Origin of the sequence: Streptomyces sp. NPDC020780 (genome assembly GCF_044334475.1) — a bacterium.
GTDB lineage: Bacteria > Actinomycetota > Actinomycetes > Streptomycetales > Streptomycetaceae > Streptomyces.
In genome coordinates this window covers 616,461-640,512 of the sequence record NZ_JBIRTB010000001.1, presented here as the reverse complement: position 1 = coordinate 640,512, position 24,052 = coordinate 616,461, and the positions used below count along the sequence as shown (strand labels likewise).

Below are 24,052 nucleotides of genomic sequence, written 5' to 3'. Positions count from 1 at the left end.
ACGACTGACGTCCGGGACGTGATGTCCGGAACGGATGTCGAGGCGCCGGAAGGGGCGGGGAGCCGGTGCCGCAGGGGTTGCCTGCTTCGGGGCACGTGCTCGCGACCGCCGGTCGCTGGATCGCGCGAATCGTTCGGCTCCTACAAAGTTAGGGCAGTCGGAGCCATCTGTCTCCACAGATACTCGGACTTCCTACTATCTGAGACGGGATCCCCACCGGACGGGGATCCCGCGCCCCCGGGCCGCCTCCGGGGCGGGAGGTCCCGGCAGGCGGCGAACCACTCAGAGCGGGACGGTGAGCTGCGCCCGGACGTGCGCGCGCAGCACATCCGCCATGTCCGTCGCACAGCCACCCAGGAGCCATTGCACCTGGAGCCCGTCCATCAGGGCGATCAGCTGCCGCCCCGCCGCGTCCGGGGCGACCCCGGCCCGCAGGGCGCCGTCCGCCCGCGCCTGCGCGTAGGCGAGTCCGGCCCCGGACACCGATGCGCGGTAGCGCCGTACGAAGTAGTCGTGGGCCGGGTGATCGGCCGCCGTGGCCTCCGCGGAGACCACCGTGAACAGCTCGACGATCCCGCGCCGGGTGGCGTTCAGCGCCGCCAGCTCGGCGTACCTGCGCAGCCGGCCGACGCCCGTGGTCCCACCCAGCGAGAGCCATTCCCCGTCCACCTCGTCGCGGTGTTCGAGCACCGCGAGCAGCAGGGACTCCTTGGTCGGGAAGTGGTGCAGCAGACCGGGGTGCGAGATGCCGCACCGGCTCGCGATCGTCCGCAACGACGCCCCCCGGTAACCGGCCTCGCCGAAGAGGGCCATGGCCTGGTCGAGGATCTCGCGACGCCTCGCCCGCCCTTTCGCGTAGCCGCGCCGTACTTCGGCCGCCACTCCCCACCCTCCCCGTTCCGGTCCGCCGGCGGGTCCGGCGGCTCAGCGCTCAGATTCGCACGTCCGAAGATACCTACCACATGGTCGGGATCGACTCTATGGTGGTCCGGAACCGTGTCGCGAAAGGACCCCCTGTGGCCCCCTCCCTGCCCTATCTGGACCCCTCCCTGCCCGTCGCCGAGCGGGTCGAGGACCTTCTCGGCCGTATGACGCCGGCGGAGAAGACCGGCCAGATGCTCCAGCTCGACGCCAAGGACGGCGTACGGCACCTCGTCGAGGACCTGCACGTGGGGTCGATCCTGCACGCATCGCCCGAGCGGATCCGGGAGGCCGGAGCACTCACCGGGCAGACCCGCCTGCGCATCCCGCTGCTGATCGCCGAGGACTGCATCCACGGCCACTCCTTCCGGGAGGGCGCGACGATCTACCCCACCCAGCTCGGCATGGCCGCGTCCTGGGACGCCGGGCTCGTGGAGCGCGTCGCCAGGGCCACGGCCGTCGAGGTGGCGGCGACCGGCGTCCACTGGACGTTCTCGCCGGTGCTCTGCATCGCCCGGGACCTGCGCTGGGGACGGGTCGGCGAGACGTTCGGCGAGGACCCCTTCCTCATCGGCGAGCTCGGCTCGGCGATGGTGCGCGGCTACCAGGGCGACGGCCTGGACGACCCGACGGCGGTCCTGGCCTGCGCCAAGCACTTCGCGGGCTACTCCGAGACCCAGGGCGGCCGCGACGCGAGCGAGGCCGACATCTCCCGGCGCAAACTGCGCTCCTGGTTCCTGCCCCCCTTCGAGCGGGTCGCCCGCGAGGGCTGCCGCACCTTCATGCTCGGTTACCAGTCCATGGACGGGGTCCCCGTCACGGTGAACGACTGGCTCCTGAACGAGGTGCTGCGCGGCGAGTGGGGCTACACCGGCACCCTGGTCACCGACTGGGACAACGTCGGCCGCATGGTGTGGGAGCAGCGGATCTACGGCGACCACACCGAGGCCGCCGCCGCCGCTGTCCGCGCGGGCAACGACATGGTGATGACCACGCCGAAGTTCTTCGAGGGGGCGCAGGAGGCGGTCGCCCGGGGCATGCTCGAGGAAGCCGGGATCGACGCGGCGGTCCGGCGCATCCTGACGCTCAAGTTCGAGCTGGGCCTCTTCGAGGACCCGCGCCACCCGGACGTCGCCCGGCAGGCCGCGGTCATCGGCAGCGCCGCCCACACCCAGCTGAATCTGGAGGCGGCCCGCCGCTCGCTGGTGCTGCTCACCAACGACGGCACCCTGCCGCTGGCCGGCGGCCTGCTGCCGGGGGAGGACGGCCGCGCCGCCGCGGAGCCCGGGACACCACCGCGCACGGTCGCCGTCATCGGGCCCAACGCCGACGACGCGCAGACCCAGCTCGGCGACTGGGCCGGCTCCTCGGGCCAGGCGGACTGGCTGCCCGACGGCCACCCCCGCTCCATGATCCGTACCGTGCTCGACGGTTTCCGCGCGCACGTACCGGCCGACTGGACCGTCTCCTACGCCCGGGGAGCCCGGATCCTCACCGTGGGACCCGACCCGCAGGGCGCGTTCTTCCCCGACGGGCAGCCCCGTCCCGAGGTCGTCGTCCCGGCGGAGCCGTCGAAGGCCCTGATCCGTGAGGCGGTCGCCGCGGCCGAGGCCGCCGACCACGTCGTCGCCGTCGTGGGCGACCGTATCGAGCTGGTCGGGGAAGGGCGTTCGACGGCGACCCTGGAACTCGTCGGCGACCAGGTCGCACTGCTCGACGCGCTCGCCGCGACGGGCAAGCCGCTCGTCGTCGTGGTCATCAGCTCGAAGCCGCTCGTGCTGCCGCCCTCGGCGCTCGGCGCGGCGGCGGTCCTGTACGCCGCCAACCCGGGCATGCAGGGGGGCCGGGCCGTCGCCGAGCTGCTGCTCGGGCTCGTCGAGCCGTCGGGGCGGCTGCCGATCTCCTTCGCCCGGCACGCCGGCCAGCAGCCGACGTACTACAACCAGATCCGCGGCCAGCACGGCACCCGGTACGCCGACCTCACCCAGCGTCCGGCGTTCGTGTTCGGTGAGGGCCTGAGCTACACCACGGTCACGTACGCGGACCTGGAGGTTCTCACCCCGGCCGTCGGACCGGACGACACGGTGCGGGCACGCGTCACCGTCCGCAACACCGGGGCCCGCCCCGCGCTGGAGACGGTGCAGGTCTACGTCAGTGACACGGTGACGTCCGTGACGTGGGCCGAGAAGGAGCTGAAGGCCTACCGGCAGGTGCCGCTCGCGCCGGGCGAGGAGCGTGAGGTGCGCCTGGAGCTGCCGGTGTCCGCGTGCACCCTCGTGGACGCGCGGGGTGTCCGCGTCGTCGAGCCCGGCGCCTTCGAGCTGCTCGTCGGCCCGTCCTCCCGCGACGACGTCCTGCTGCGGGCCGGCTTCACCGTGAAGGGCTGAGGCCGGGTCCGGGTCAGAGCACGTCGCCGTCGCGCCAGTCGAAGAGGAGGGTCCCCTCGCGGGGGAAGGGCAGCGGGCCCCCGGCCACGCCCCGGAGGTAGGTGCTGCCCTCCTCCTCCGGCAGCGGTACCGTCCCGTCCGGGCCCAGCGCGGCGAGCCGCCCGGGCCAGGCCTCCCAGCCGCGCGCCGTGTAGAGCGGTGCCCCGGACGCGGACGCGGAGAGGGCACCGACGGCGTAGGCCCCGTCGAGGACCCGCTCCAGGGCGGCCATCACCTGGCCGCCGAGCCCTTCGCGGCGCCGGTCGGCACGGACGGCGACGCCTTCGGCGTATCCGGTCCGGTACGCGCGGCGGCCGTGGACCACCCGGCGCTGGACCACGCTGCCGTGCGCGAGGAGTTCGCCGCCGTCCAGGACGCGGGCGTGGACGCCGCCCAGGGTGTGGTCCCAGTCGTCGTCGGCGAAGTCGCCGTCGAAGGCGGTGTCCAGGAAGGCACGGATCGCGGCCAGGTCCGCGGCGGCCAGCTCGTGCGTGTGGGCGGTGTGCAGGCGCATGGCGCCACCCTGGCACCCGGCCCCCGTGCGGCGCACCCGGATAGGTGGAAACCGCCTCCCGGCAGGCGGGGGGAGCCGGCCGGGAGGCGGAGTGCGGGGCGGGGCGCGGGTGCGCCCCGGGGTGTCAGCCCTGGTGGGGGTAGGTGTACTCGGTCGGCGGGACCAGCGTCTCCTTGATGGCGCGGGTCAGCGTCCAGCGCTGCAGGTTCTGCGGGGCGCCCGCCTTGTCGTTGGTGCCGGAGGCGCGGCCACCGCCGAAGGGCTGCTGGCCGACGACGGCACCGGTCGACTTGTCGTTGATGTAGAAGTTGCCCGCGGCGTAGCGGAGCTTGTCCATCGTGTACGCGGCCGCCGCACGGTCCGTGGAGATGACGGCGCCGGTCAGCGCGTAGTCGGAGACCGACTCCATCTGCTCCAGCATGGCGTCGTACTTCTCGTCCTCGTAGACGTGGACGGCGAGGATCGGGCCGAAGTACTCGGTCGTGAAGACCTCGTTGGCCGGGTCGTCGCACACGATGACCGTGGGGCGGACGAAGTAGCCCACGGAGTCGTCGTAGGTGCCGCCCGCGACGATCGTGCAGGACGGGTCGGCGGCGGCGCGGTCGATGGCGGCCTTGTTCTTCGCGAACGCACGCGCGTCGATGACGGCGCCCATGAAGTTCGACAGGTCGGTGACGTCACCCATGGTGACGGAGTCGACCTCGGCGGCGAACTCCTCCTTGAACCCGGAGTTCCAGATGGACGCCGGGATGTACGCGCGCGAGGAGGCGGAGCACTTCTGGCCCTGGTACTCGAACGAGCCGCGGGTCAGCGCCGTCTTCAGGACGGCGCGGTCGGCGCTCGGGTGGGCGACGACGAAGTCCTTGCCGCCGGTCTCGCCGACCAGTCGCGGGTAGGTGCGGTAGGTGGCGATGTTGTTGCCGACGGTCTTCCACAGGTGCTGGAAGGTGGGTGTCGAGCCGGTGAAGTGGATGCCCGCCAGGTCGCGGTGGTTCAGCACCACGTCGGAGACGGCGATGCCGTCCCCGGTGACCAGGTTGATGACGCCCTTGGGCAGCCCGGCCTCCTCCAGGAGCTGCATGAGCAGCACGGCGGCGTGGGTCTGCGTCGGGGAGGGCTTCCACACCACGACGTTGCCCATGAGGGCGGGCGCGGTGGGCAGGTTGCCTGCGATGGCCGAGAAGTTGAACGGCGTGATCGCGTAGACGAAGCCTTCGAGCGGGCGGTGGTCCATCCGGTTCCAGACACCGGCCGAGTTGGCCGGGGGCTGCTCGGCGAGGATCTGGCGTGCGTAGTGCACGTTGAAGCGCCAGAAGTCGACGAGCTCGCACGGGCAGTCGATCTCGGCCTGCTGGGCGGTCTTGCCCTGGCCGAGCATCGTGGAGGCGGCCAGCGTCTCGCGCCAGGGGCCGGCGAGCAGCTCGGCGGCGCGCAGGATGATGGCGGCGCGGTCGTCGAAGGACATGGCCCGCCAGGCCGGGGCGGCGGCGAGGGCCGCGTCGACGGCGTCCTGGGCGTCCTGCCGGGTGGCGCCGGCGAAGGTACCGATGACGGCCTTGTGGTTGTGCGGCTGCACGACGTCCACGCGCTCGCCGCCGCCCATGCGCTTCTCGCCGCCGATGGTCATCGGCAGGTCGACGGGGTTCTCGGCGAGCTCCTTGAGCTTCGCCTCCAGCCGGGCGCGCTCCGGGCTGCCGGGGGCGTAGCTGTGGACCGGCTCGTTGACCGGCGCGGGGACCTGGGTGACAGCATCCATGAGTGCCTTGTCTCCTTGGTTGAGGTGGGTGGTCGGCCGGGCGGGTCAGCCCTTGGTGACGACGGAGCGGGCGAAGAAGAGCAGGTTGGCCGGCTTCTCCGCGAGGCGGCGCATGAAGTATCCGTACCAGTCGGTGCCGTACGCCGTGTACACGCGCATCCGGTGGCCCTCGGCCGCGAGCCGGACGTGCTCGTCGCTGCGGATGCCGTACAGCATCTGGAACTCGTACTCATCCAGTTTGCGCCCTGCCTGGCGGGCGAGCTCCTGTCCGATGGCGATGAGCCGCGGGTCGTGGGAGCCGATCATGGGGTAGCCCTCGCCCAGCATGAGCGTCCTCAGGATGCGGACGTACGCCTTGTCGATCTCCGCCTTGTCCTGGTGGGCGACGGAGGCGGGCTCCTTGTAGGCGCCCTTGACCAGGCGGACCCGGCTGCCCGCGGCGGCGAGGCGGCGGGCGTCGTCCTCGGTGCGGAACAGGTAGGACTGGATGACGCAGCCGGTCTGCGGGAAGTCCTTCCGCAGTTCCTCGTGGATGGCGAACATCGAGTCGAGGGTGGTGTGGTCCTCGGCGTCCAGCGTGACCGTGGTGCCGATCGCGGCGGCGGCCTCGACGACGGGGCGGACGTTGGCGAGGGCGAGTTCGTGGCCGCCCTCCAGCGACTGGCCGAACATCGACAGCTTGACCGACATCTCGGCCCGGGTGCCGAGGCCGAGCTCCTTCAGCCGGCCGACGAGCTCCAGATAGGCGTCGCGCGCGGCGGCGGCCTGTCCCGGGGTGGTGATGTCCTCACCCACGACGTCCAGGGTGACCTCGAGGCCCTTGGCCGCCGAGTCCTGGATGACCGGGACGACCTGGTCGACCGTCTCACCGGCGATGAACCGGTCGACGACCTGCTTGGTGCCCGGGGCGGCCGAGACGAAACGACGCATCGTGTCGCTGCGGGACGCGGCGAGAATCACGGGACCCAGCACGGGGCACCTCCACGGAAAGTACGGACGAAGGCCGGACCGGCAGGTGAACGGACCGGGACGGCACGGAGAACCACTGTGAAATCTAGGGACGGCCCCGGCCCCGTGCCATCGACACCTGTCACGCATCTGTGGCCACCACCTCAGACATGTGTCTGAAGGAGTGGGAGAATGGCGAGGTGAAAGGCGATTACCAGGAGCTGGTCGACGAGATCTCCGCACTGCTGGGCGCCCCGGCCACGCTGGAGAACCGCGATTTCGGGCTGGTCGCCTTCGGGGCACACGACAGCGACGACGACACGGCCATGGACCCTGTCCGGACCCGCTCGATCCTCACCCGGCGCTCCACCCCGGCGGTCCGCGCCTGGTTCGAGGGCTTCGGCATCACCCGAGCGACCGGCCCGGTCCGCATTCCGGCCGCCCCGGAGGCGGGGGTGTACCGGGACCGGATCTGCCTCCCGGTACGCCATCGGAGTGTCGTCCTCGGGTACGTCTGGCTGCTCGACACCCACCCCGGGCCGGCCGACGCCCAGCTGGCGGCGGCCATGGACGTGGCGGCCCGGATCGGGGCGCTGCTCTCCGACGAGGCGCGGGCGGGCGCGGACCTGTCCCGGGAGTTCGGCGCGGCGCTCACCGCGGGGCGGGGCCGGCAACGCGAGACGGCACTGGCCGCCCTGCGTGAGGCCCTCGGACCGGACGCGGACGGGCTGCACACCGTGGTGTGCGTGACGCCGTGGCCGGACGAGCCCCCGTCGGTGCGTACGGTGCCCTCGGCCGCGGCCCTCGCCCCGGTCCCCGGAGCGGGCCCCCGGGCACTGGCGGCGCTGATCCGGCTGCGCGCCCCCGACGCCCTGGACCCGGCGACGGCTGCGGCGGAGCGGCTGCGGGCCGCGGCCGGTCCGGCCGCCGCGGGTGGCAGCGCGGTCGCCGGGGGGATCGCGCTCCCGCGGCGGGGGCTCGCGGAGCTGGCGGACTCCTGGCACGAGGCCCTGGCCGCCGCGCGTGCGGCCTCGGCGGAACCACGGCTGGGCCCGGTCGCCGACTGGTCGGCCATCGGCCCGTACCGGCTGCTGACCTCGCTCCCCCGGACCCCGGGCGCCCCGCCGGATCCCGCCGTACGCGCCCTGTTGACCCCGTCGCACGCCGAACTGGCCCGCACCGCCGAGGTGTTCCTCGACCGCGCGGGGCAGGCGAGCCGCACGGCCGCCGAACTGGGCATCCACCGGCAGACGTTGTACTACCGGCTCGCCAGGGTCCAGCAGCTCACCGGCCTCGACCTGAACGACGGTGAGTCCAGGCTCCTGCTGCACATGGCCCTGAAGTCGGCCCGGCTGTGAGCGCGGCCCCGGATGAGTACGCCGCAGGCGGGTCCTGAGTACGGCAGCGGAGGAAGGCTTCCCTGCCGGAACGGTGAACTGGGAGCATGAGCAACAGCGTTCGGACGCACGTCCCGCACCCCGTCGCCACCGCCACCGCGTCCGCCACCGCCACCGCCGGCGCCGCCGCCCGCCCGGAGCCCGACCCCGGCTGGTGGGTCCTGCCGCTGACCGGGACGGTGCTGGCGCCCGTCCTCGCCGTCGTGGCGTCGGGGGCGGACCACTTGTTCGCCGACAGGGCGTTCCTGCTGGCCGGCGGTCTGGTGCTCGCGTACGCGCTGATTCTGCCGAGCTGGTTCCTGGCCCGGACGGCGGGCCGCAGGCGCCGGCGGGGCGACCTCGTCCTCGCCGGCTGCGCGTGCGCGGCAGGGCTGCCGTCCCTGCTGACCGCGCTGGGATGGGTCGTCTTCCTCGTCATGCTGTTCACGGACGGCGTCAGCGGCTGACACCCCCGCCGACAGGGGCGCCGTACCCCCTGAGGGCACGCAGGTACCCGGTCGTGCGACCGCACCCGGCGGGCAGAGGGAGCTCTGCCCGCCGGGTGCGGTGTCGGATCGGGGTGACGGATCAGTCGGTGAGGTTCACCGTACGGGCCGAGGTGGCGCCGATCTCCTCGGCGATCTCGGTCAGGACCGACTGCGGCACGGTGTCGTCGACGGTGAGGACGACCAGCGCCTCGCCGCCGGCGTCCTGCCGGGAGACCTGCATACCGGCGATGTTCAGACCGGCCTCGCCGAGGATCTTGCCGACCGCGCCGACGACGCCGGGACGGTCCTCGTACCGCAGGACGACCATGTGGTCGGCGAGCGCGAGGTCCACGTCGTGCTCGCCGATGGCGACGATCTTGCGGAGGTGCTTCGGGCCGGCCAGCGTGCCGGAGACCGCCACCTCCTCGCCGCTCGCCAGCGTGCCGCGGACGGTCACCACGTTACGGTGGTCCGGAGACTCCGAACTGGTGGTCAGCCGCACCTCCACACCACGCTCCTGGGCGAAGAGCGGGGCGTTGACGTAGCTGACGGTCTCGTCGACGACGTCCTCGAACACGCCCTTGAGCGCGGAGAGTTCGAGCACCTTCACGTCGTGCTGGGTGATCTCGCCGTAGACCTCCACGTCGAGGCGGGCCGCGACCTCGCCCGCGAGCGCGGTGAAGATGCGGCCCAGCTTCTCGGCGAGCGGCAGGCCGGGACGCACGTCCTCGGCGATGACCCCGCCCTGGACGTTGACCGCGTCGGGCACGAGCTCACCGGCGAGGGCGAGGCGGACCGACTTGGCGACGGCGATGCCGGCCTTCTCCTGCGCCTCGTCGGTGGAGGCACCGAGGTGCGGGGTGCAGACGACCTGGTCGAACTCGAACAGCGGGGAGTCCATGCAGGGCTCCTTCGCGTACACGTCCAGCCCGGCGCCGGCGACCCGGCCCTCCTTGAGGGCGGAGGCGAGCGCCGCCTCGTCGACGATGCCGCCGCGGGCCGCGTTGACGATGCGCACCGAGGGCTTCACCTTGTGCAGCGCCTCGTCGCCGATCAGGCCGAGCGTCTCGGGGGTCTTGGGCAGGTGCACCGTGATGAAGTCGGAGACCTCGAGCAGCTCGTCCAGCGTGAGGAGCTTGACGCCCATCTGCGCGGCCCGCGCGGGCTGCACATAGGGGTCGTACGCGACGATCTTCATACCGAAGGCCGACATCCGCTGCGCGACCAGCACGCCGATGCGGCCGAGGCCGACGACGCCGAGGGTCTTCTCGCTGAGCTCGACACCCGTGTACTTCGAGCGCTTCCACTCGCCGTTCTTCAGCGCCGTGTTGGCCTGCGGGATGTTGCGCGCGGTGGCGACGAGCAGGCCGCAGGCCAGCTCCGCCGCGGTGACGATGTTGGACGTCGGTGCGTTGACGACCATCACGCCGGCCTTGGTGGCCGAGGAGACGTCGACGTTGTCCAGGCCCACACCGGCGCGGGCCACGACCCTGAGCTTCTTCGCGGCGGCGATGGCCTCGGCGTCGACCTTGGTGGCGGAACGCACCAGGATGGCGTCGACGTCGGCGATCGCGGGGAGGAGTTCGGCGCGGTCGGCGCCGTTGACGTGCCGGATCTCGAAATCCGGACCCAGTGCGTCGACCGTGGCGGGCGACAGCTCTTCAGCGATGAGTACGACAGGTTTCGAGCTCACGTGTGTCCTCACAAGTCCAGTGCGGACGGCCGTCCCGACGGCCGCAGGCGGTGGAGGGGCTAGCCGCGTGGAAGACGCACGACACTGTGGGCCCTGACGCGTGTATGTGTTGAGCAGTGTAGTCATGCGGCCGGACGCGGTCTGCGCCCTGGTGGAAGGATCACCCGCACGGGGGTGGACGGTCTGTACAGCCGTACGGAGCCGCCCCTGCCACCGCCCCTCCCCGCAGTGACACGGGGGGTGAGGCCGGCCTGTTGCCGGGGGCGGGCCCGGGTGGACCCCGCCCCCGGCGCGAACTCAGGCTTCCTCGTTCTCCACCCAGCTCATGAGCTTGCGCAGTTCCTTGCCGGTGGTCTCCAGCAGGGATTCGCTGTCGGCCTTCTTGTACTCGTTGTACTTGGGCAGGCCGTTGTGGTACTCGGCCATCCAGTTCTTGGCGAAGGTGCCGTCCTGGATCTCGGCGAGGACCTTCTTCATCTCGGCCTTGGTGGCGTCCGTGATGATGCGCGGACCGGTGACGTAGTCGCCCCACTCGGCGGTCTCCGAGATGGACCAGCGCATCTTCTCCAGGCCGCCCTCGTACATGAGGTCCACGATGAGCTTCAGCTCGTGCAGGCACTCGAAGTACGCGATCTCCGGCTGGTAGCCGGCCTCGGTCAGGGTCTCGAAACCGGCCTTGACCAGGGCGGCGGTGCCGCCGCAGAGGACGGCCTGCTCACCGAACAGGTCGGTCTCGGTCTCCTCGGTGAAGGTCGTCTTGATGACGCCGGCGCGGGTGCCGCCGATGCCCTTCGCGTAGGAGAGGGCGAGCTCCAGGCCCTTGCCGGTGGCGTCCTGCTCGACGGCCACGATGCACGGGACGCCGCGGCCCTCCTCGTACTGGCGGCGGACCAGGTGGCCCGGGCCCTTCGGGGCGACCATGCAGACGTCGACGTCGGCCGGCGGCTTGATGAAGTCGAAGCGGATGTTCAGGCCGTGGCCGAAGAACAGCGCGTCGCCGTCCTTGAGGTTGTCCTTGACGGACTCCTCGTAGACCTGGGCCTGGATCGGGTCCGGGACGAGGATCATGATGACGTCGGCCTCGGCGGACGCCTCGGCCGGAGTCACCACGCGCAGGCCCTGCTCCTCGGCCTTGGCCCGGGACTTCGAACCCTCGTGCAGACCGACACGGACGTCGACACCCGAGTCACGCAGCGACAGGGCGTGGGCGTGGCCCTGGCTGCCGTATCCGAGGATCGCGACCTTGCGGCCCTGGATGATGGACAGGTCGGCATCGTCGTCGTAGAACAGCTCGGCCACTGGGTCTTCTCCTTGGTGTGCAGGTGTTGCGTCCCACCGTACGGCGGGGTGCTTCGGATACGTTGCGGGGTCTCGCCATGCGAGCGGCGAGGCCGCCCGGAATGCTTACGCCGTGCGGTCGAGTGCGCGCAGGGAACGGTCGGTGATCGAGCGCGCGCCGCGCCCTATGGCGATGGTGCCGGACTGGACGAGCTCCTTGATGCCGAACTGCTCGAGCATCTTGAGCATGGCCTCCAGCTTCTCGGCACCTCCGGTCGCCTCGATCGTGACGGCCTCCGGGGAGACGTCCACGGTCTTGGCGCGGAACAACTGGACGATCTCGACGATCTGGGAGCGGGTCTCGTTGTCGGCGCGGACCTTCACCAGGACGAGCTCCCGCTGGATCGCGGCGGTGGGCTCGAGTTCGACGATCTTCAGGACGTTGACCAGCTTGTTGAGCTGCTTGGTCACCTGTTCCAGGGGCAGGCCCTCGACATTCACGACGATGGTGATGCGGGAGATGTCGGGGTGTTCGGTGGTACCGACCGCGAGCGAGTCGATGTTGAAGCCGCGGCGGGAGAACAGGGCGGTGATCCGGGCGAGGACGCCCGGCTTGTTCTCGACCAGGACGGAGAGCGTGTGCTTGGTGGACATGGAGTCGGTCTCTCTCTGTCTCTCAGTCGTCTTCGTTGTCGCCGAAGTCGGGGCGGACACCGCGGGCTGCCATGACCTCGTCGTTGGAGGTGCCGGCGGCGACCATCGGCCACACCATGGCGTCCTCGTGGACGATGAAGTCGATGACGACCGGGCGGTCGTTGATCGCGTTGGCCTCCGCGATGACCTTGTCGAGGTCGGCCGGGTCCTCGCAGCGCAGGGCGTAGCAGCCCATGGCCTCGGACAGCTTGACGAAGTCCGGCACGCGGGTGCCCTTGGCGGGGACGCCGTCGCTGTCCGCGCCGGAGTGCAGCACGGTGTTGGAGTACCGCTGGTTGTAGAAGAGGGTCTGCCACTGGCGGACCATCCCGAGCGCGCCGTTGTTGATGATGGCGACCTTGATCGGGATGTTGTTGAGCGCGCAGGTGGTGAGTTCCTGGTTGGTCATCTGGAAGCAGCCGTCGCCGTCGATCGCCCAGACCGCGCGGTCCGGCATGCCGGCCTTGGCGCCCATCGCGGCCGGGACCGCGTACCCCATGGTCCCGGCGCCGCCGGAGTTCAGCCAGGTGGCGGGCTGCTCGTAGCTGATGAAGTGGGAGGCCCACATCTGGTGCTGGCCGACACCCGCCGTGAAGATCGTGCCCTGGGGGGCGAGTTCGCCGATGCGCTGGATGACCTGCTGCGGGGAGAGGCTGCCGTCCTCCGGCAGGTCGTAGCCGACCGGGTAGGTCTCGCGCCAGCGGTCGAGGTCCTTCCACCACGCGCTGTAGTCGCCGGTGTGGCCCTCGGTGTGCTCGGCCTGGACCGCCTGGACAAGGTCGGCGATGACCTCGCGGGCGTCCCCGACGATCGGGACGTCGGCGGCGCGGTTCTTGCCGATCTCGGCCGGGTCGATGTCCGCGTGGACGATCTTGGCGAACGGGGCGAAGCTGTCCAGCTTGCCCGTCACGCGGTCGTCGAACCTGGCCCCGAGCGCGACGATCAGGTCGGCCTTCTGCAGCGCGGTGACGGCGGTGACCGAACCGTGCATGCCGGGCATTCCCACGTGCAGCGGGTGGCTGTCGGGGAAGGAGCCGAGCGCCATCAGTGTGGTGGTGACGGGCGCTCCGGTGAGCTCTGCCAGGACCTTCAGTTCGGCGGTGGCGCCGGCCTTGAGGACGCCGCCGCCGACGTACAGCACGGGACGCCTGGCCTGCGTGATGAGCTTGGCGGCCTCGCGGATCTGCTTGGCGTGCGGCTTGGTGACCGGGCGGTAGCCCGGCAGGTCCATGGTCGGCGGCCAGCTGAAGGTGGTCTTCGCCTGCAGCGCGTCCTTGGCGATGTCCACGAGGACCGGGCCCGGACGGCCGGTGGAGGCGATGTGGAAGGCCTCGGCGATCGTGTGGGCGATGTCCTCGGCGCGGGTGACCAGGAAGTTGTGCTTCGTGATCGGCATCGTGATGCCGCAGATGTCGGCTTCCTGGAAGGCGTCCGTGCCGATGGCCGCGGAGGCCACCTGGCCGGTGATCGCGACCATGGGCACCGAGTCCATGGCCGCGTCGGCGATCGGGGTGACCAGGTTGGTCGCGCCGGGGCCCGAGGTGACCATGCAGACACCGACCTTGCCGGTGGCCTGGGCGTAGCCGGTGGCCGCGTGACCGGCACCCTGCTCGTGGCGGACCAGGATGTGGCGGACCCGGGTGGAGTCCATCAGCGGGTCGTACGCCGGAAGGATGCAGCCACCGGGGAGGCCGAACACGGTGTCGGCGCCGACTTCCTCGAGAGAACGGATGAGGGACTGCGCGCCCGTGAGGTGCTCAACGGAGGCGGAGGACGGTCCGCCGTTACGGGCGCGCGGCTGGGGATGGTGGGCCCCGGTGGCCTGCTCGGTCATCGGCATTCTCTTCTCGAAGCTGAGGGTTTATGCGGCGTGTATGTGGGGTTTTGGGAGGTACCGGTGCAACAAAAAACCCCCCGTGCCGTGAGGCAAGCGAGGGGAGCGCGCCGGTGCGGTCCGCAGGGTGTCCATGAGTGACCCTGCTTCAGCCGACGCGCTTTCCAAGTACGAGAATTCGGGTGCGCATGGCATTGACCCTCTCTCCGGCACGCATACGGTGTCAAGTGGGTGGGACGGGCGTCTCATCATGTGAGCGCCCCTGGAGCGGGACCGGTCCGCGGGCCCGCACCGGCCGGACCGCCGGCCCACCGCCCGGGACGGGGTACTTCCCCCTGATCAGAGCCCGCCGCAGCCGGTACTCGTCCAGCGGCCCGGAGAAGACCATCCCCTGGCCGTGCGTGCACCCCATGGTGCGCAGCACGCGCACCTGTTCGGGTACGTCGACGCCGTCGGCCACGGACTGGACACCGAGATCGCCGGCGATGCGCAGCAGCCCGCCGGTGATCTTGTGAATCCGCGCGGACTCCACGACGCCCTCGACCAGCCCACGGTCGAGCTTCAGTACGTCGACGGGGAGCCGCCGCAGGGCGTTGATCGCGGCGAATCCGCTGCCGAAGCCGTCGAGCACGATCCGCACCCCGAGCCTGCGCAGGGCGACCAGCCGCTCCTCCAGGTCGTCGACGGAGATCCGCGGGTCACTGCCGGACACTTCGAGCATGAGGGCCCCGGAGGGCAGGCCGTGCCGGGTGAGCAGCGCCTCGACGGATCCGAAGGGCAGGCTCCGGTCCAGCAGCCGCGCGGCCGGGACCCGTACACAGACCGGCACGCCATGCCCGGCCCTGGCCCGGTCGGCGGCCTCCTCCACCGCCTGCTCCAGCAGCCAGCCGCCTAGCTCCGCGACGCGCTCTCCGTCGTCGGTGACACGGAGGCACTCGGCGGGCGTGAACAGGACGCCCTGGGGCGAGCGCCAGCGCGCCTGCGCGGCGACGGCGTCGACCGTCCCGGTCGCCAGGTGGACCACGGGCTGGTGCAGCAGGGCGAACTCGCCGTCACGCAGGGCGGTGCGCAGCCGCGCCGCGAGCTCGGACCGGCGGACGACCTCGGCCTGCATCTGCGGGGCGTACAACTCGACGCGGTCCTTGCCGCCCGCCTTCGCGCGGTACATCGCGAGGTCGGCGTTGCGCATCAGGTCCTTGGGCGTGATGGAGGGCTCGGCGAAGGCGACCCCGATGGAGGCCGCCACCCTGACCTCTCCGCCGCCGATCCGGTACGGCTCGGAGAGCGTGAGCCGCAGCCGCTCGGCGATCTCGTGGACCTGGTCCTCCCGGGCGGCCTGGTCACGGGTGCCGTCGCCGAGGATGAGCGCGGCGAACTCGTCCCCGCCGAGCCGGGCCGCGGTGTCCGTGTCGCGTACGGAGTCCTGGAGACGGCGGGCGGCCTGGACGAGGAGCTCGTCGCCCGCCTGGTGGCCGATGGAGTCGTTGACCGCCTTGAAGCCGTCCAGGTCGATGAAGAGCACGGCGGTGCCCGGGTCCCCGGCGCGCCGGCCGGCGAGCGCCTGGCCGACCCGGGCGGTGAACAGGGCGCGGTTGGGCAGGTCGGTGAGGGGGTCGTGCTCGGCGTTGTGCTGCAGCTGCGCCTGGAGCCTGACCCGCTCGGTCACGTCCCGGCTGTTGAGCAGCAGGCCGCCCTGGTGGCGGTTGACGGTGGACTCGACGTGGAGCCAGTCGCCGGTGCCCGACCCGAAGCGGCACTCGATCCTGGTGGTGGGCTCCTCCTCGGCCGGGGCCGCGAGGAAGCGTCTGAGCTCGTGGACCACTCCTCCGAGGTCCGCGGGGTGGATCAGCGAGGAGAGCTCCGTGCCGACGAGGTCCTCGGCCGCGCGCCCGTAGACGCCGGCCGCCGCCGGGCTGACATAGCGGAGGACGCCGGTGGGCGCGGCGATCATGATGACGTCGCTGGAGCCCTGGACCAGGGATCTGAAGTGGTTCTCCTTCTGGGCCAGTTCCTGGGTGAGTGCGATGTTGTCGAGGAGCATGATGGCCTGGCGGACCACCAGGGCCAGCACGACCGCGCACCCCGTGAGCACCACGATCCGGTCCACCCGGTGTCCCTGGACCACGTTGTACAGGATGCCGAGCGTGCAGACCGCCGCGGCGAGGTACGGCGTGAGGGCGGCCAGCGACCCGGCGATCGGGCGCCCGCCGGCGCGCGCCTCGCCGCCGGGCGCTCCCCCACCGGATCCGACAGCGTTGTCCTGGCCGCGGCGGGCGCCCCACGGCGCGTAGGCGAGGAGCAGGGAGCCGGCGAACCAGCCGGCGTCCAGCAGTTGGCCGGACTGGTAGGCGGAGCGCAGCAGCGGCGAGGTGAAGAGGGCGTCGCACACCACGGTCAGGGCCAGCCCCGCGATGGCCACGTTCACCGCGGAGCGGTCCACGGTGCCCCGCCGGAAGTGCAGGGCCAGGACCATGGAGACGAGCACGATGTCGAGCAGCGGGTAGGCCAGGGAGAGCGCGGCCCTGGCCACGCTCTCGCCCCCGGGGTTGGCGACCCGCGCGGTGTGGGCGAGCGCGAGGCTCCAGGAGAGCGTCAGCAGGGATCCGCCGATCAGCCAGGCGTCCAGCACCAGGCAGATCCAGCCGGCTCGGTTCACCGGGCGGCTGGCGAGGACCAGGAGGCCGACGATGGCGGGCGGCGCGAAGCAGAGGAAGAACACGTCGGCGAGGGACGGGGAGGGTACCGAGCGCCCCAGCACCACCTCGTACCACCCCCAGACCGCGTTGCCTCCTGCGGCCATGGCGGAGGAGAGGGAGAACAGGAGCCAGGCGGGCCGGAAGCGGCTGCCGCTCCTGCGTGCGTGGAGGAAGCACGAGACGGCGGCGATCAGGGCGGCGGCGCTGAGGCCGAAGTCGCCCATGAACACGGCGACTCCGGTCGATCCCCAGCCGAAAGCCGCCCCGACGCCGTAACCGGAGCAGATGAGGGCGAGGACGAGCTGGGAGCGCAGTTCCGACCGGCGTCGGGCGGCCGGCTGCCCGGCCGTCCGCTGCGCGGGGTCCTGGTGGCCGGTCATGCGCGGCCCGGCCGCCGGGTCACCGGGGGCGTCGGGTCCGCAGGCCGGCCGGCCGGGCCCCGGCCGGTCCGGCGACGGCTGTCCGGTGCCCGGCTGTCGCGAGAGCTGGGCCCCGAGGGCGCTCACCGGAGAGCCCCCAGGGCCCGGCCCGGTGCCGTCCGCACCCCGAAGCCGTGTCCGCGCAGTCCCGCCCGGCCCACGACTCCGGGCGCGCTGCCGGGCTTTCGGCTTCTCCCGGGCAGGGACCGCTCCGCTCCCACCGGGCCGGCGGAGTCGTACGCGCGTGTGCGGTACGGGAGTCGGCCCCCCGCCTCGCGTTCGCGGGCACCGGCCGTCGCGGGCCACGCTCCGGGGGCACGTGCCGGAACATGACGGACACGGACCGGCCGCTCCCGCTCGCCGCGCCGCGTCCGATCGTCTCTCCGCTGGCCGCACATCGCCCGTCGCCCCCTCGCGTCCGTTCCGCCCCGGCACCGTCCCTGCCACGGTGCGGCCCCCTTCTGGACGATACACCAGAGCGGTCACAGAGGGACATAGTCGCTCTACTCTCCGTGACCACCTGGGAGATTGGCCGCAGCGGCGGCGGACGGGCCGTCCCCCGGCGGGTTCAGGCGGTCGTGAGGACCAGGTTGTGGACGGGCTCCCCGGCCGCGAACCGGGTGAGCTGTCCGGCCAGCAGGCGCTTGGCCCGCGGCAGGAAAGCGGAGGTACTGCCGCCCACATGAGGGGTGATGAGGACGTGGGGAGCATGCCAGAGCGGGTGGCCCGCAGGCAGGGGTTCAGGGTCGGTGACATCGAGCGCCGCCCGCAACCGCCCGGACTCGAGTTCGGCCAGCAGGGCGGCGGTGTCCACGACGGGCCCACGTGCCACGTTCACGAGAAGCGCCCCGTCCCGCATCGCGGCGAGGAAGTCCGCGTCCACCAGCCCTTGCGTGGAGGCGTTCAGCGGGGTGGACAGAATGACGATGTCCGCCTCCGGGAGCAGCCGGGGCAGCTCGTCGAGCGCGTGTACGGCTCCGCGCCCGGTGGTCCGGGCCGAGCGCGCGACGCGCATCACCCGCGCGCACTCGAACGGTTCGAGCCGGTCCTCGATGGCGGCGCCGATCGACCCGTACCCCACGACGAGCACCGACTTGTCGGCGAGCGCCGGGTAGAAACCGGACCGCCACTCCTCCTTGTGCTGGCCGTCCACGAATCCGGGGAGGCCGCGCAGCGAGGCGAGGACGAGCGCCAGGGTGAGCTCCGCGGTGGACGCCTCGTGCACCCCCTTGGCGTTGCACAGGCGCACACCCGGGGGCAACAGGCCGAGCCCGGGCTCCACATGGTCGATGCCCGCCGAGAGCGTCTGCACGACCCGGACCGCTTCCATGCCCTTGAGCGGGCGGACCGCGACCTCCGAGCCCTTCATGTACGGAACGACGTAGAACGCGCAGTCCGCGGGGTCGGCGGGGTAGTCCCGGCCCCCGTCCCAGAAACGGTAGTTGAGACCCTCGGGGAGCCCGTCGATCTCGTCGGCCGCGAACGGCAGCCACACATCGTCTGCAGGTGTCGAAGTCATGCTCAGGAGGCTATGCGAAGGCGACGGAGCCGCAGAGGTTACTTTGGGTGCGGTCGGTCCCGTGATCATGGGGCCGAGGGAGGGTGCGGGGAGTTGGAGCGCAGGACTATCGGTGCGGCGGCGCTGTCCGTCGGCGCGGTCGGGCTGGGCTGTATGCCGATGAGCTGGGCCTACAGCACGTCGCAGCAGCGCGGTGACCGTTCGCTGCGGACGGTGCACGCCGCGCTGGACGCGGGTGTCCGGCTGCTCGACACGGCGGACATGTACGGCCCCTTCACCAACGAGCTGCTGGTCGGGCGCGCGCTCAAGGGACGCAGGTCCGAGGCCTTCCTGTCCACCAAGTGCGGTCTGTTGGTGGGCGATCAGCACATCGTCGCCAACGGGCGCCCCGGGTACGTGCGCCGGGCCTGCGACGCCTCGCTGCGGCGGCTGCAGACGGACGTGATCGACCTGTACCAACTCCACCGGGCCGACCCCGAGGTGCCGGTGGAGGAGACCTGGGGCGCCATGGCGGACCTGGTGACAGCGGGCAAGGTGCGGGCCCTCGGCCTGTGCGCCGTGGGCGCCCGTGCCGGACGCCGGCCGGGGGCCAGGACGCACGACCTCACCCTGCGCCAACTGGAGCGGGTGCAGCAGGTCTTCCCGGTCAGCGCCGTCCAGGCAGAGCTCTCCGTGTGGTCGCCGCAGGCGCTGGAGGACCTGCTGCCGTGGTGTGCGGCGCGGGGTGTGGGCGTGCTGGCCGCGATGCCGCTGGGCAGCGGTTATCTGACGGGGACGCTGAAACCGGGGCACGGCTTCGAACCGGACGACCCGCGGGCCAGGCACCCCCGCTTCACCTCGGAGATGATGGCCGCCAACCAGCCGGTGGTCGCGGGCCTGCGCCGGATCGCGGAGCGGCACGGCGCGACCCCGGCCCAGGTGGCACTGGCCTGGGTCCTGCACCAGGGCCGCCATGTCGTACCGGTGCCCGGTGCCAAGCGGGAGCAGTGGGCCGTGGAGAACGCCCGGGCGGCGGAACTGGTCCTCACGGACCGGGACCTCGTGGAGATCGCCGGACTGCCCAGGGCCCGCGAGTCCTGGGACCGGTACCCCGTGCGGGACACCCACGGCGGAACACTGCGCGAAGACCGGGGGCCGGGGCGGACGGCAGTGTAAGAACAGTGGTCGGGCTACCTCGAAAGGATCTCTGCTGTGCGTGGTGCTGCGTTCGGATCTGTGCAGACCCCTGCGGTGCGCAAGGGAGTCGTGGCCGTGCTCGCCTCGGCGTCCCTGTTGCTCTCCGCGTGCTCGGCCGACGGCGGCCCGGGGGCCCGCGAAGCGGGCTCACGGCCCTCGGCGGGCGGCTCGCCGGCTCCCACGGCGAGCCCCTCGCCGAGCCCGGCGGACCGGCCGCCCGCCAAGGGCGCGGTGGACGTCGTCTCGACGCTGACGGAGGACCTGCACTCGCCGTGGGGACTGGCGGCGCTGCCCGGCGGTGATCTGCTGGTGACCTCGCGGGACGAGGCGACGATCAGCCGGATCGACGCCAGGACGGGGAAGAAGACGCTGCTGGGCTCGGTGCCGGGTGTGGCCCCGGCCGGTGAGGGCGGCCTGCTCGGCGTGGCCGTCGGCCCGGCGTACGGCGCGGACCACCAGGTGTACGTCTACTTCACCACCGAGTCGGACAACCGCATCGCCCGTCTGCAGTACGACGAGGCGAAGCCGGCCGGCCGGCAGCTGGGCGCTCCGGACACGATCCTGCGGGGCATCCCCAAGGGCGGTATCCACAACGGCGGCCGGATCGCGTTCGGGCCCGACCGCATGCTGTACGCGGGCACGGGTGAGACCGGGGACACCGGGCTCGCCCAGGACAAGAAGTCCCTGGCGGGCAAGATCCTGCGGATGACCCCCGACGGCGAACCGGTGCACGGCAACCCCGAGGCCGACTCGGTGGTGTACACCTACGGGCACCGCAACGTGCAGGGGCTGGCCTGGGACGCGCAGAAGCGGCTCTGGGCCTCCGAGTTCGGCCAGGACACCTGGGACGAGCTGAATCTCGTCGAACCGGGGAAGAACTACGGCTGGCCGGACGTCGAGGGCAAGGCCGGCAGGTCCGGATTCGTCGACCCGGTCGCCCAGTGGAAGACCTCCGAGGCCTCCCCGAGCGGTATCGCCTACGCCAGGGGCTCGATCTGGATGGCGGGTCTGCGCGGCGAGCGGCTCTGGCGGATCCCGCTCTCGGGTACGGACAAGGAACCGCTGGCGGCGCCCCAGGCGTTCCTGAAGGGGACGTACGGCCGGCTGCGCACGGTCCTCGCGGCGGGCGGCGACACGCTGTGGCTGGTCACGAGCAACACCGACGGCCGCGGCACCCCGAAGCCGGGCGACGACCGGATCCTGCTCCTGAAGGTGCGGTAGCCGGCGGTCTTTCCGCGCAGCCCGGCGGGGCCCGGGCCGGCCGGTCTCAGGCCTCAGCGTAGAGCCGGAAGCGATGGGCGAGCGCGGCCGCCTCGCCCCGGCTGGCGACGTTCAGCTTGGCCAGGATGTGGGAGACGTGCACGCTCGCGGTCTTGGGCGAGATGTACAGCTCCTCCGCGATCCTTCGGTTGGTGTACCCGGCGGCGACCAGCCGGTGCACCTCACGCTCCCGTGCCGTCAGGCCGAACGACGCGGTCGCGTCCACCCCTGGCGCCCCGGCACCGGATCCGGCGCCGGCAGCCCGTCCGTCGCCGCCGGCGGCCTCGGCGAGCTCGATGCGGGCGCGCCCCGCCAGCAGTGCGACGCTCTCCGCGAGCGGCCGGGCACCGAGCCGCTCCGCCACCGCGTGCGCCTCTCGCAGGAGCGCCGCCGCCGGCGCTCTGTCCCCGGTGGCGGTCAGGACCGCCTCCGCCCACCGGTAGCGCGCCCGCGCGAGCTCGTAGGGGCGCGAGAGCGGGGCGAACGCCTCGGCGGCCCTGGCCCAGTGGCCGGGGGTGTCCGCCCCCTCGGCGCGGGCGAGTTCGGCCTCGACGAGCGCACCGTAGGCCGCCCATACGGGGACGAGGACCGGTAGCCGCTTCAGGTGGCCGCGGATCCGGGCCAGGATCGCCGGCCGTCCGGGCTCCATGGCGGGCAGTCCGCGTGCGTCGGCCTCGATCTCCGCGGCGGCCTGAAGCAGTGGCAGGGCGTAGCGCTGGGTGCCGGGCGGGAAGCCCTCGTCGGACAGTGTCTCGAACGCGGCTCGCGCCTCCGCGAGCCGGCCCTGCTGGGCGGCGACGGCCATCGTGTGCCGGACCGGGTTGATCAGGTGCTGGGGCTGCGGGTCGTGGAGTCCGGCGATCCGCCGGCTCAGGGCCAGTTGCTCCTGCGCCTCGGCGAGGTCGCCGCGGGCGAGGGCGAGTTCGGCGCGGCGTGAGGCGACGAGCCCCTCGGCCTTGCGGGAGCGGGTCAGCGGGGCCGCGGTGTCGAGGGTGGCACGGCTCTCCTCCCAGTGTCCCAGGGAGAAGAGGGACTGCGCCTGGTTGGCCCGGACCCAGGCCTCGGAGTCGGGGAGGCCGTGGGCCCGGCATATCGCGATGCCGTGCTCGGCGGCGGCCACCGCCTCCAGGGACCGGCCCGTCGATTCGAGCGACGAGGGCAGGTTGATACCGGCCCGGCTCATCACCCCGACCAGGTGGAGCTCGTCGGCACGGTCGCGGACGGCATACATCTCGGCCAGGCCCTCCTCGACACCGCCCGCGTCGATGGTGAGCCAGCCGCGGGTGAGCCGGGCGTGCAACTCGATGTCCTCGGCGCCGACCAGCTGTGCGTACTCGACGGCCCGGTCGGCCGCGGCGAGCGAATCCGGTCCGGGCCGGTGCAGGGCGCCCCAGCTCGCGACGGTGGACAGGACGTCGGCGTGCACGGCGGAGGGGTGCAGACCGCGCACGAGCTCCTGGGCGGTGGCCAGTTCCTGCCACCCGTCGCCGCGGGAGAGGTTCTGCGTCAGCAGGGAGCGCTGCACCCAGAACCACGCCGCGCGCAGCGGGTCCGTGTCCGTGTCCAGGACGCGCAGGGCCTTCTTGGCGAGGGCCAGGGCCCGTTCGCGGTCGCCGCCGACACGTGCGGCGACCGTGGCCTCGGCCATCAGGTCGAGGTGGTCCAGCGGCTCCGACTCGCAGCCGCAGCCGGGGTAGGCCTCGGCGTAGTCGAGGGGGCGCAGGGTGGCACGCACCTCGTGCGGTACGTCGTCCCAGAGCTCCATCGCGCGTTCCAGTAGGCGCAGTTGCTCGGCGTAGGCGTAGCGGCGGCGGGCCTCGGCGGCCGCTTTGAGGACGGCGGGCAGCGCGCGGGCGGCGTCATGGGCGGCGTACCAGTAACTCGCGAGCCGCGCGGCGCTCTCGTCGGCGCGCACGAGGGAGGGGTCCGCCTCCAGCGCTTCGGCGTAGCGGCGGTTGAGGCGGGTGCGTTCGCCGGGCAGCAGGTCGTCACTGACGGCCTCACGGACCAGGGAGTGCCGGAAGCGGTATCCGCCGGAGTCCGGGACGGGCAGCAGGAGGTTGGCGCCGACGGCGGCCCGCAGGGCGGCGTCGAGCTCCTCCTCGGCGAGACCGGCGACGGCTGCCAGGAGCGCGTGCTCGACGGTGGAGCCGCCTTCGGCGAGGACACGGGCGATGCGCTGGGCGTCCTCGGTCAGCGCCTCGACGCGTACGAGAAGGAGGTCGCGCAGCGAGTCGGAGAGGCCGGAGCCGTCGCCGCAGCACTCCACGCTGCGGGCGAGCTCCTCGACGAAGAAGGCGTTGCCGTCGGAGCGCTCGAAGATGTCGTCGGCCAGGGCGGTCTCGGGGGCCGCCGCGAGGATGCCGGTGAGCTGCCGGCCGACCTCGTCCCGGCTGAACCGGTCGAGCTCGATCCGCCGGACCGTGCGGAGCCGGTCCAGCTCGGCGATGAGCGGGCGCAGGGGGTGGCGGCGGTGGACGTCGTCGGAGCGGTACGTGCCGATCACCACGAGGCGGCCGCTGCGCAGTGTACGGAAGAGGTAGGCGAGCAGATTGCGGGTGGAGGCGTCGGCCCAGTGCAGGTCCTCCAGGACCAGGACGGCCGTACGGCCGGCGCAGACGCGCTCCAGCAGCCGGGCCGCGAGTTCGAAGAGGCGGGCGGTGCCGTGCTCGTCGCTCGGTGCCCGGTCGGCCTCGCCGAGCTCGGGCAGGATCCGGGCCATCTCGCCCTCCTGCCCGGCCAGGGCCTCGGCGAACGCGTCGGGCAGCGCACGGCGCAGGCCCCGGAGCGCCGTGGAGAACGGGGCGTAGGGCAGGCCCTCCGCCCCGATCTCCACACAGCCGCCGACGGCCACCACGGCGTCGCGGCGGCCGGCCGCCGACAGGAACTCCTCGACCAGCCGCGTCTTGCCGACGCCCGCCTCACCGCCGACGAGCAGCGCCTGCGGCTCCCCGGAACACGCGCGGACGAGAGCGTCCGTCAGGACGGCGAGTTCACCGGCCCGGCCGACGAAGACGGGGCTGATGAGGTTGGTCTCCACAGCGCCGAGCATCGC

General features: G+C 72.4%; 15 protein-coding genes and 1 pseudogene. 5 read left to right on the top strand and 11 right to left on the bottom strand.

Annotated elements, in window-relative coordinates:
* Nucleotides 1-282: 282 nt before the first annotated feature.
* A complete protein-coding gene (locus tag ACH4VO_RS02860; protein WP_360984252.1) occupies nt 283-882 on the bottom strand; it encodes a helix-turn-helix domain-containing protein in 600 nt (199 codons plus the stop codon).
* A gap of 98 nt (nt 883-980) precedes the next feature.
* Here ACH4VO_RS02860 and ACH4VO_RS02855 point away from each other — a divergent pair, with 98 nt between their 5' ends.
* Nucleotides 981-3,308, top strand: a complete 2,328-nt coding sequence (locus ACH4VO_RS02855) for a glycoside hydrolase family 3 N-terminal domain-containing protein (protein WP_360984249.1) — start codon at nt 981-983, stop codon at nt 3,306-3,308.
* Between the two features lie 13 nt (nt 3,309-3,321).
* Here ACH4VO_RS02855 and ACH4VO_RS02850 read toward each other — a convergent pair whose 3' ends face one another.
* The 3 genes from ACH4VO_RS02850 to ACH4VO_RS02840 form a co-directional block, all read right to left on the bottom strand.
* The gene (locus ACH4VO_RS02850) at nt 3,322-3,861 is read right to left on the bottom strand and encodes a GNAT family N-acetyltransferase (RefSeq protein WP_360984246.1); all 540 of its coding nucleotides are present in this window, start codon (nt 3,859-3,861) and stop codon (nt 3,322-3,324) included.
* 124 nt (nt 3,862-3,985) lie between these two features.
* Entirely contained in the window at nt 3,986-5,617 is a 1,632-nt protein-coding gene (gene pruA, locus ACH4VO_RS02845; protein WP_360984243.1) for an L-glutamate gamma-semialdehyde dehydrogenase, read from the bottom strand.
* A 45-nt stretch (nt 5,618-5,662) separates the two neighbouring features.
* On the bottom strand, nt 5,663-6,589 hold the full coding sequence (locus tag ACH4VO_RS02840; RefSeq protein WP_360984240.1) for a proline dehydrogenase family protein: 927 nt from the start codon (nt 6,587-6,589) through the stop codon (nt 5,663-5,665).
* 176 nt (nt 6,590-6,765) lie between these two features.
* Between ACH4VO_RS02840 and ACH4VO_RS02835 the strand changes: the two genes are divergently transcribed.
* Both ACH4VO_RS02835 and ACH4VO_RS02830 read left to right on the top strand, forming a co-directional pair.
* A complete protein-coding gene (locus ACH4VO_RS02835; RefSeq protein ID WP_360984237.1) occupies nt 6,766-7,923 on the top strand; it encodes a helix-turn-helix domain-containing protein in 1,158 nt (385 codons plus the stop codon).
* An 86-nt stretch (nt 7,924-8,009) separates the two neighbouring features.
* Complete coding sequence (locus ACH4VO_RS02830) at nt 8,010-8,408, top strand: hypothetical protein (RefSeq protein ID WP_360984234.1); 399 nt, start codon at nt 8,010-8,012, stop codon at nt 8,406-8,408.
* A 121-nt stretch (nt 8,409-8,529) separates the two neighbouring features.
* On the opposite strand, the gene serA is transcribed toward ACH4VO_RS02830, so the two are convergent.
* The 6 genes from serA to ACH4VO_RS02800 all read right to left on the bottom strand — a co-directional run bounded on the left by serA (nt 8,530) and on the right by ACH4VO_RS02800 (nt 18,561).
* Nucleotides 8,530-10,122: a phosphoglycerate dehydrogenase gene (gene serA / locus ACH4VO_RS02825; RefSeq protein ID WP_360984231.1), complete on the bottom strand. Its 1,593-nt coding sequence runs from the start codon at nt 10,120-10,122 to the stop codon at nt 8,530-8,532.
* A gap of 297 nt (nt 10,123-10,419) precedes the next feature.
* Nucleotides 10,420-11,421 (bottom strand): ketol-acid reductoisomerase, encoded by a 1,002-nt coding sequence (ilvC, locus tag ACH4VO_RS02820; RefSeq protein WP_069170532.1) that lies wholly within the window; start codon nt 11,419-11,421, stop codon nt 10,420-10,422.
* A 105-nt stretch (nt 11,422-11,526) separates the two neighbouring features.
* Nucleotides 11,527-12,054, bottom strand: coding sequence for an acetolactate synthase small subunit (gene ilvN / locus ACH4VO_RS02815; protein WP_360984227.1), 528 nt, complete (start codon nt 12,052-12,054; stop codon nt 11,527-11,529).
* A 22-nt stretch (nt 12,055-12,076) separates the two neighbouring features.
* Nucleotides 12,077-13,933 (bottom strand): acetolactate synthase large subunit, encoded by a 1,857-nt coding sequence (locus ACH4VO_RS02810; RefSeq protein WP_360984224.1) that lies wholly within the window; start codon nt 13,931-13,933, stop codon nt 12,077-12,079.
* A gap of 217 nt (nt 13,934-14,150) precedes the next feature.
* Nucleotides 14,151-17,003 carry an EAL domain-containing protein gene (locus ACH4VO_RS02805; protein WP_360984360.1) on the bottom strand — a complete coding sequence of 951 codons (2,853 nt, stop codon included), beginning with the start codon at nt 17,001-17,003 and terminating at the stop codon, nt 14,151-14,153.
* Between the two features lie 607 nt (nt 17,004-17,610).
* Complete coding sequence (locus ACH4VO_RS02800) at nt 17,611-18,561, bottom strand: 2-hydroxyacid dehydrogenase (RefSeq protein ID WP_360984221.1); 951 nt, start codon at nt 18,559-18,561, stop codon at nt 17,611-17,613.
* A gap of 93 nt (nt 18,562-18,654) precedes the next feature.
* Between ACH4VO_RS02800 and ACH4VO_RS02795 the strand changes: the two are divergent.
* A pseudogene (locus tag ACH4VO_RS02795) lies at nt 18,655-19,644 on the top strand (aldo/keto reductase); the annotation flags it as partial.
* 132 nt (nt 19,645-19,776) lie between these two features.
* Nucleotides 19,777-20,958, top strand: a complete 1,182-nt coding sequence (locus ACH4VO_RS02790; RefSeq protein ID WP_360984218.1) for a PQQ-dependent sugar dehydrogenase — start codon at nt 19,777-19,779, stop codon at nt 20,956-20,958.
* Between the two features lie 46 nt (nt 20,959-21,004).
* On the opposite strand, the gene ACH4VO_RS02785 is transcribed toward ACH4VO_RS02790, so the two are convergent.
* The gene (locus ACH4VO_RS02785) at nt 21,005-24,049 is read right to left on the bottom strand and encodes an AAA family ATPase (RefSeq protein ID WP_360984214.1); all 3,045 of its coding nucleotides are present in this window, start codon (nt 24,047-24,049) and stop codon (nt 21,005-21,007) included.
* Nucleotides 24,050-24,052 lie beyond the last annotated feature (3 nt).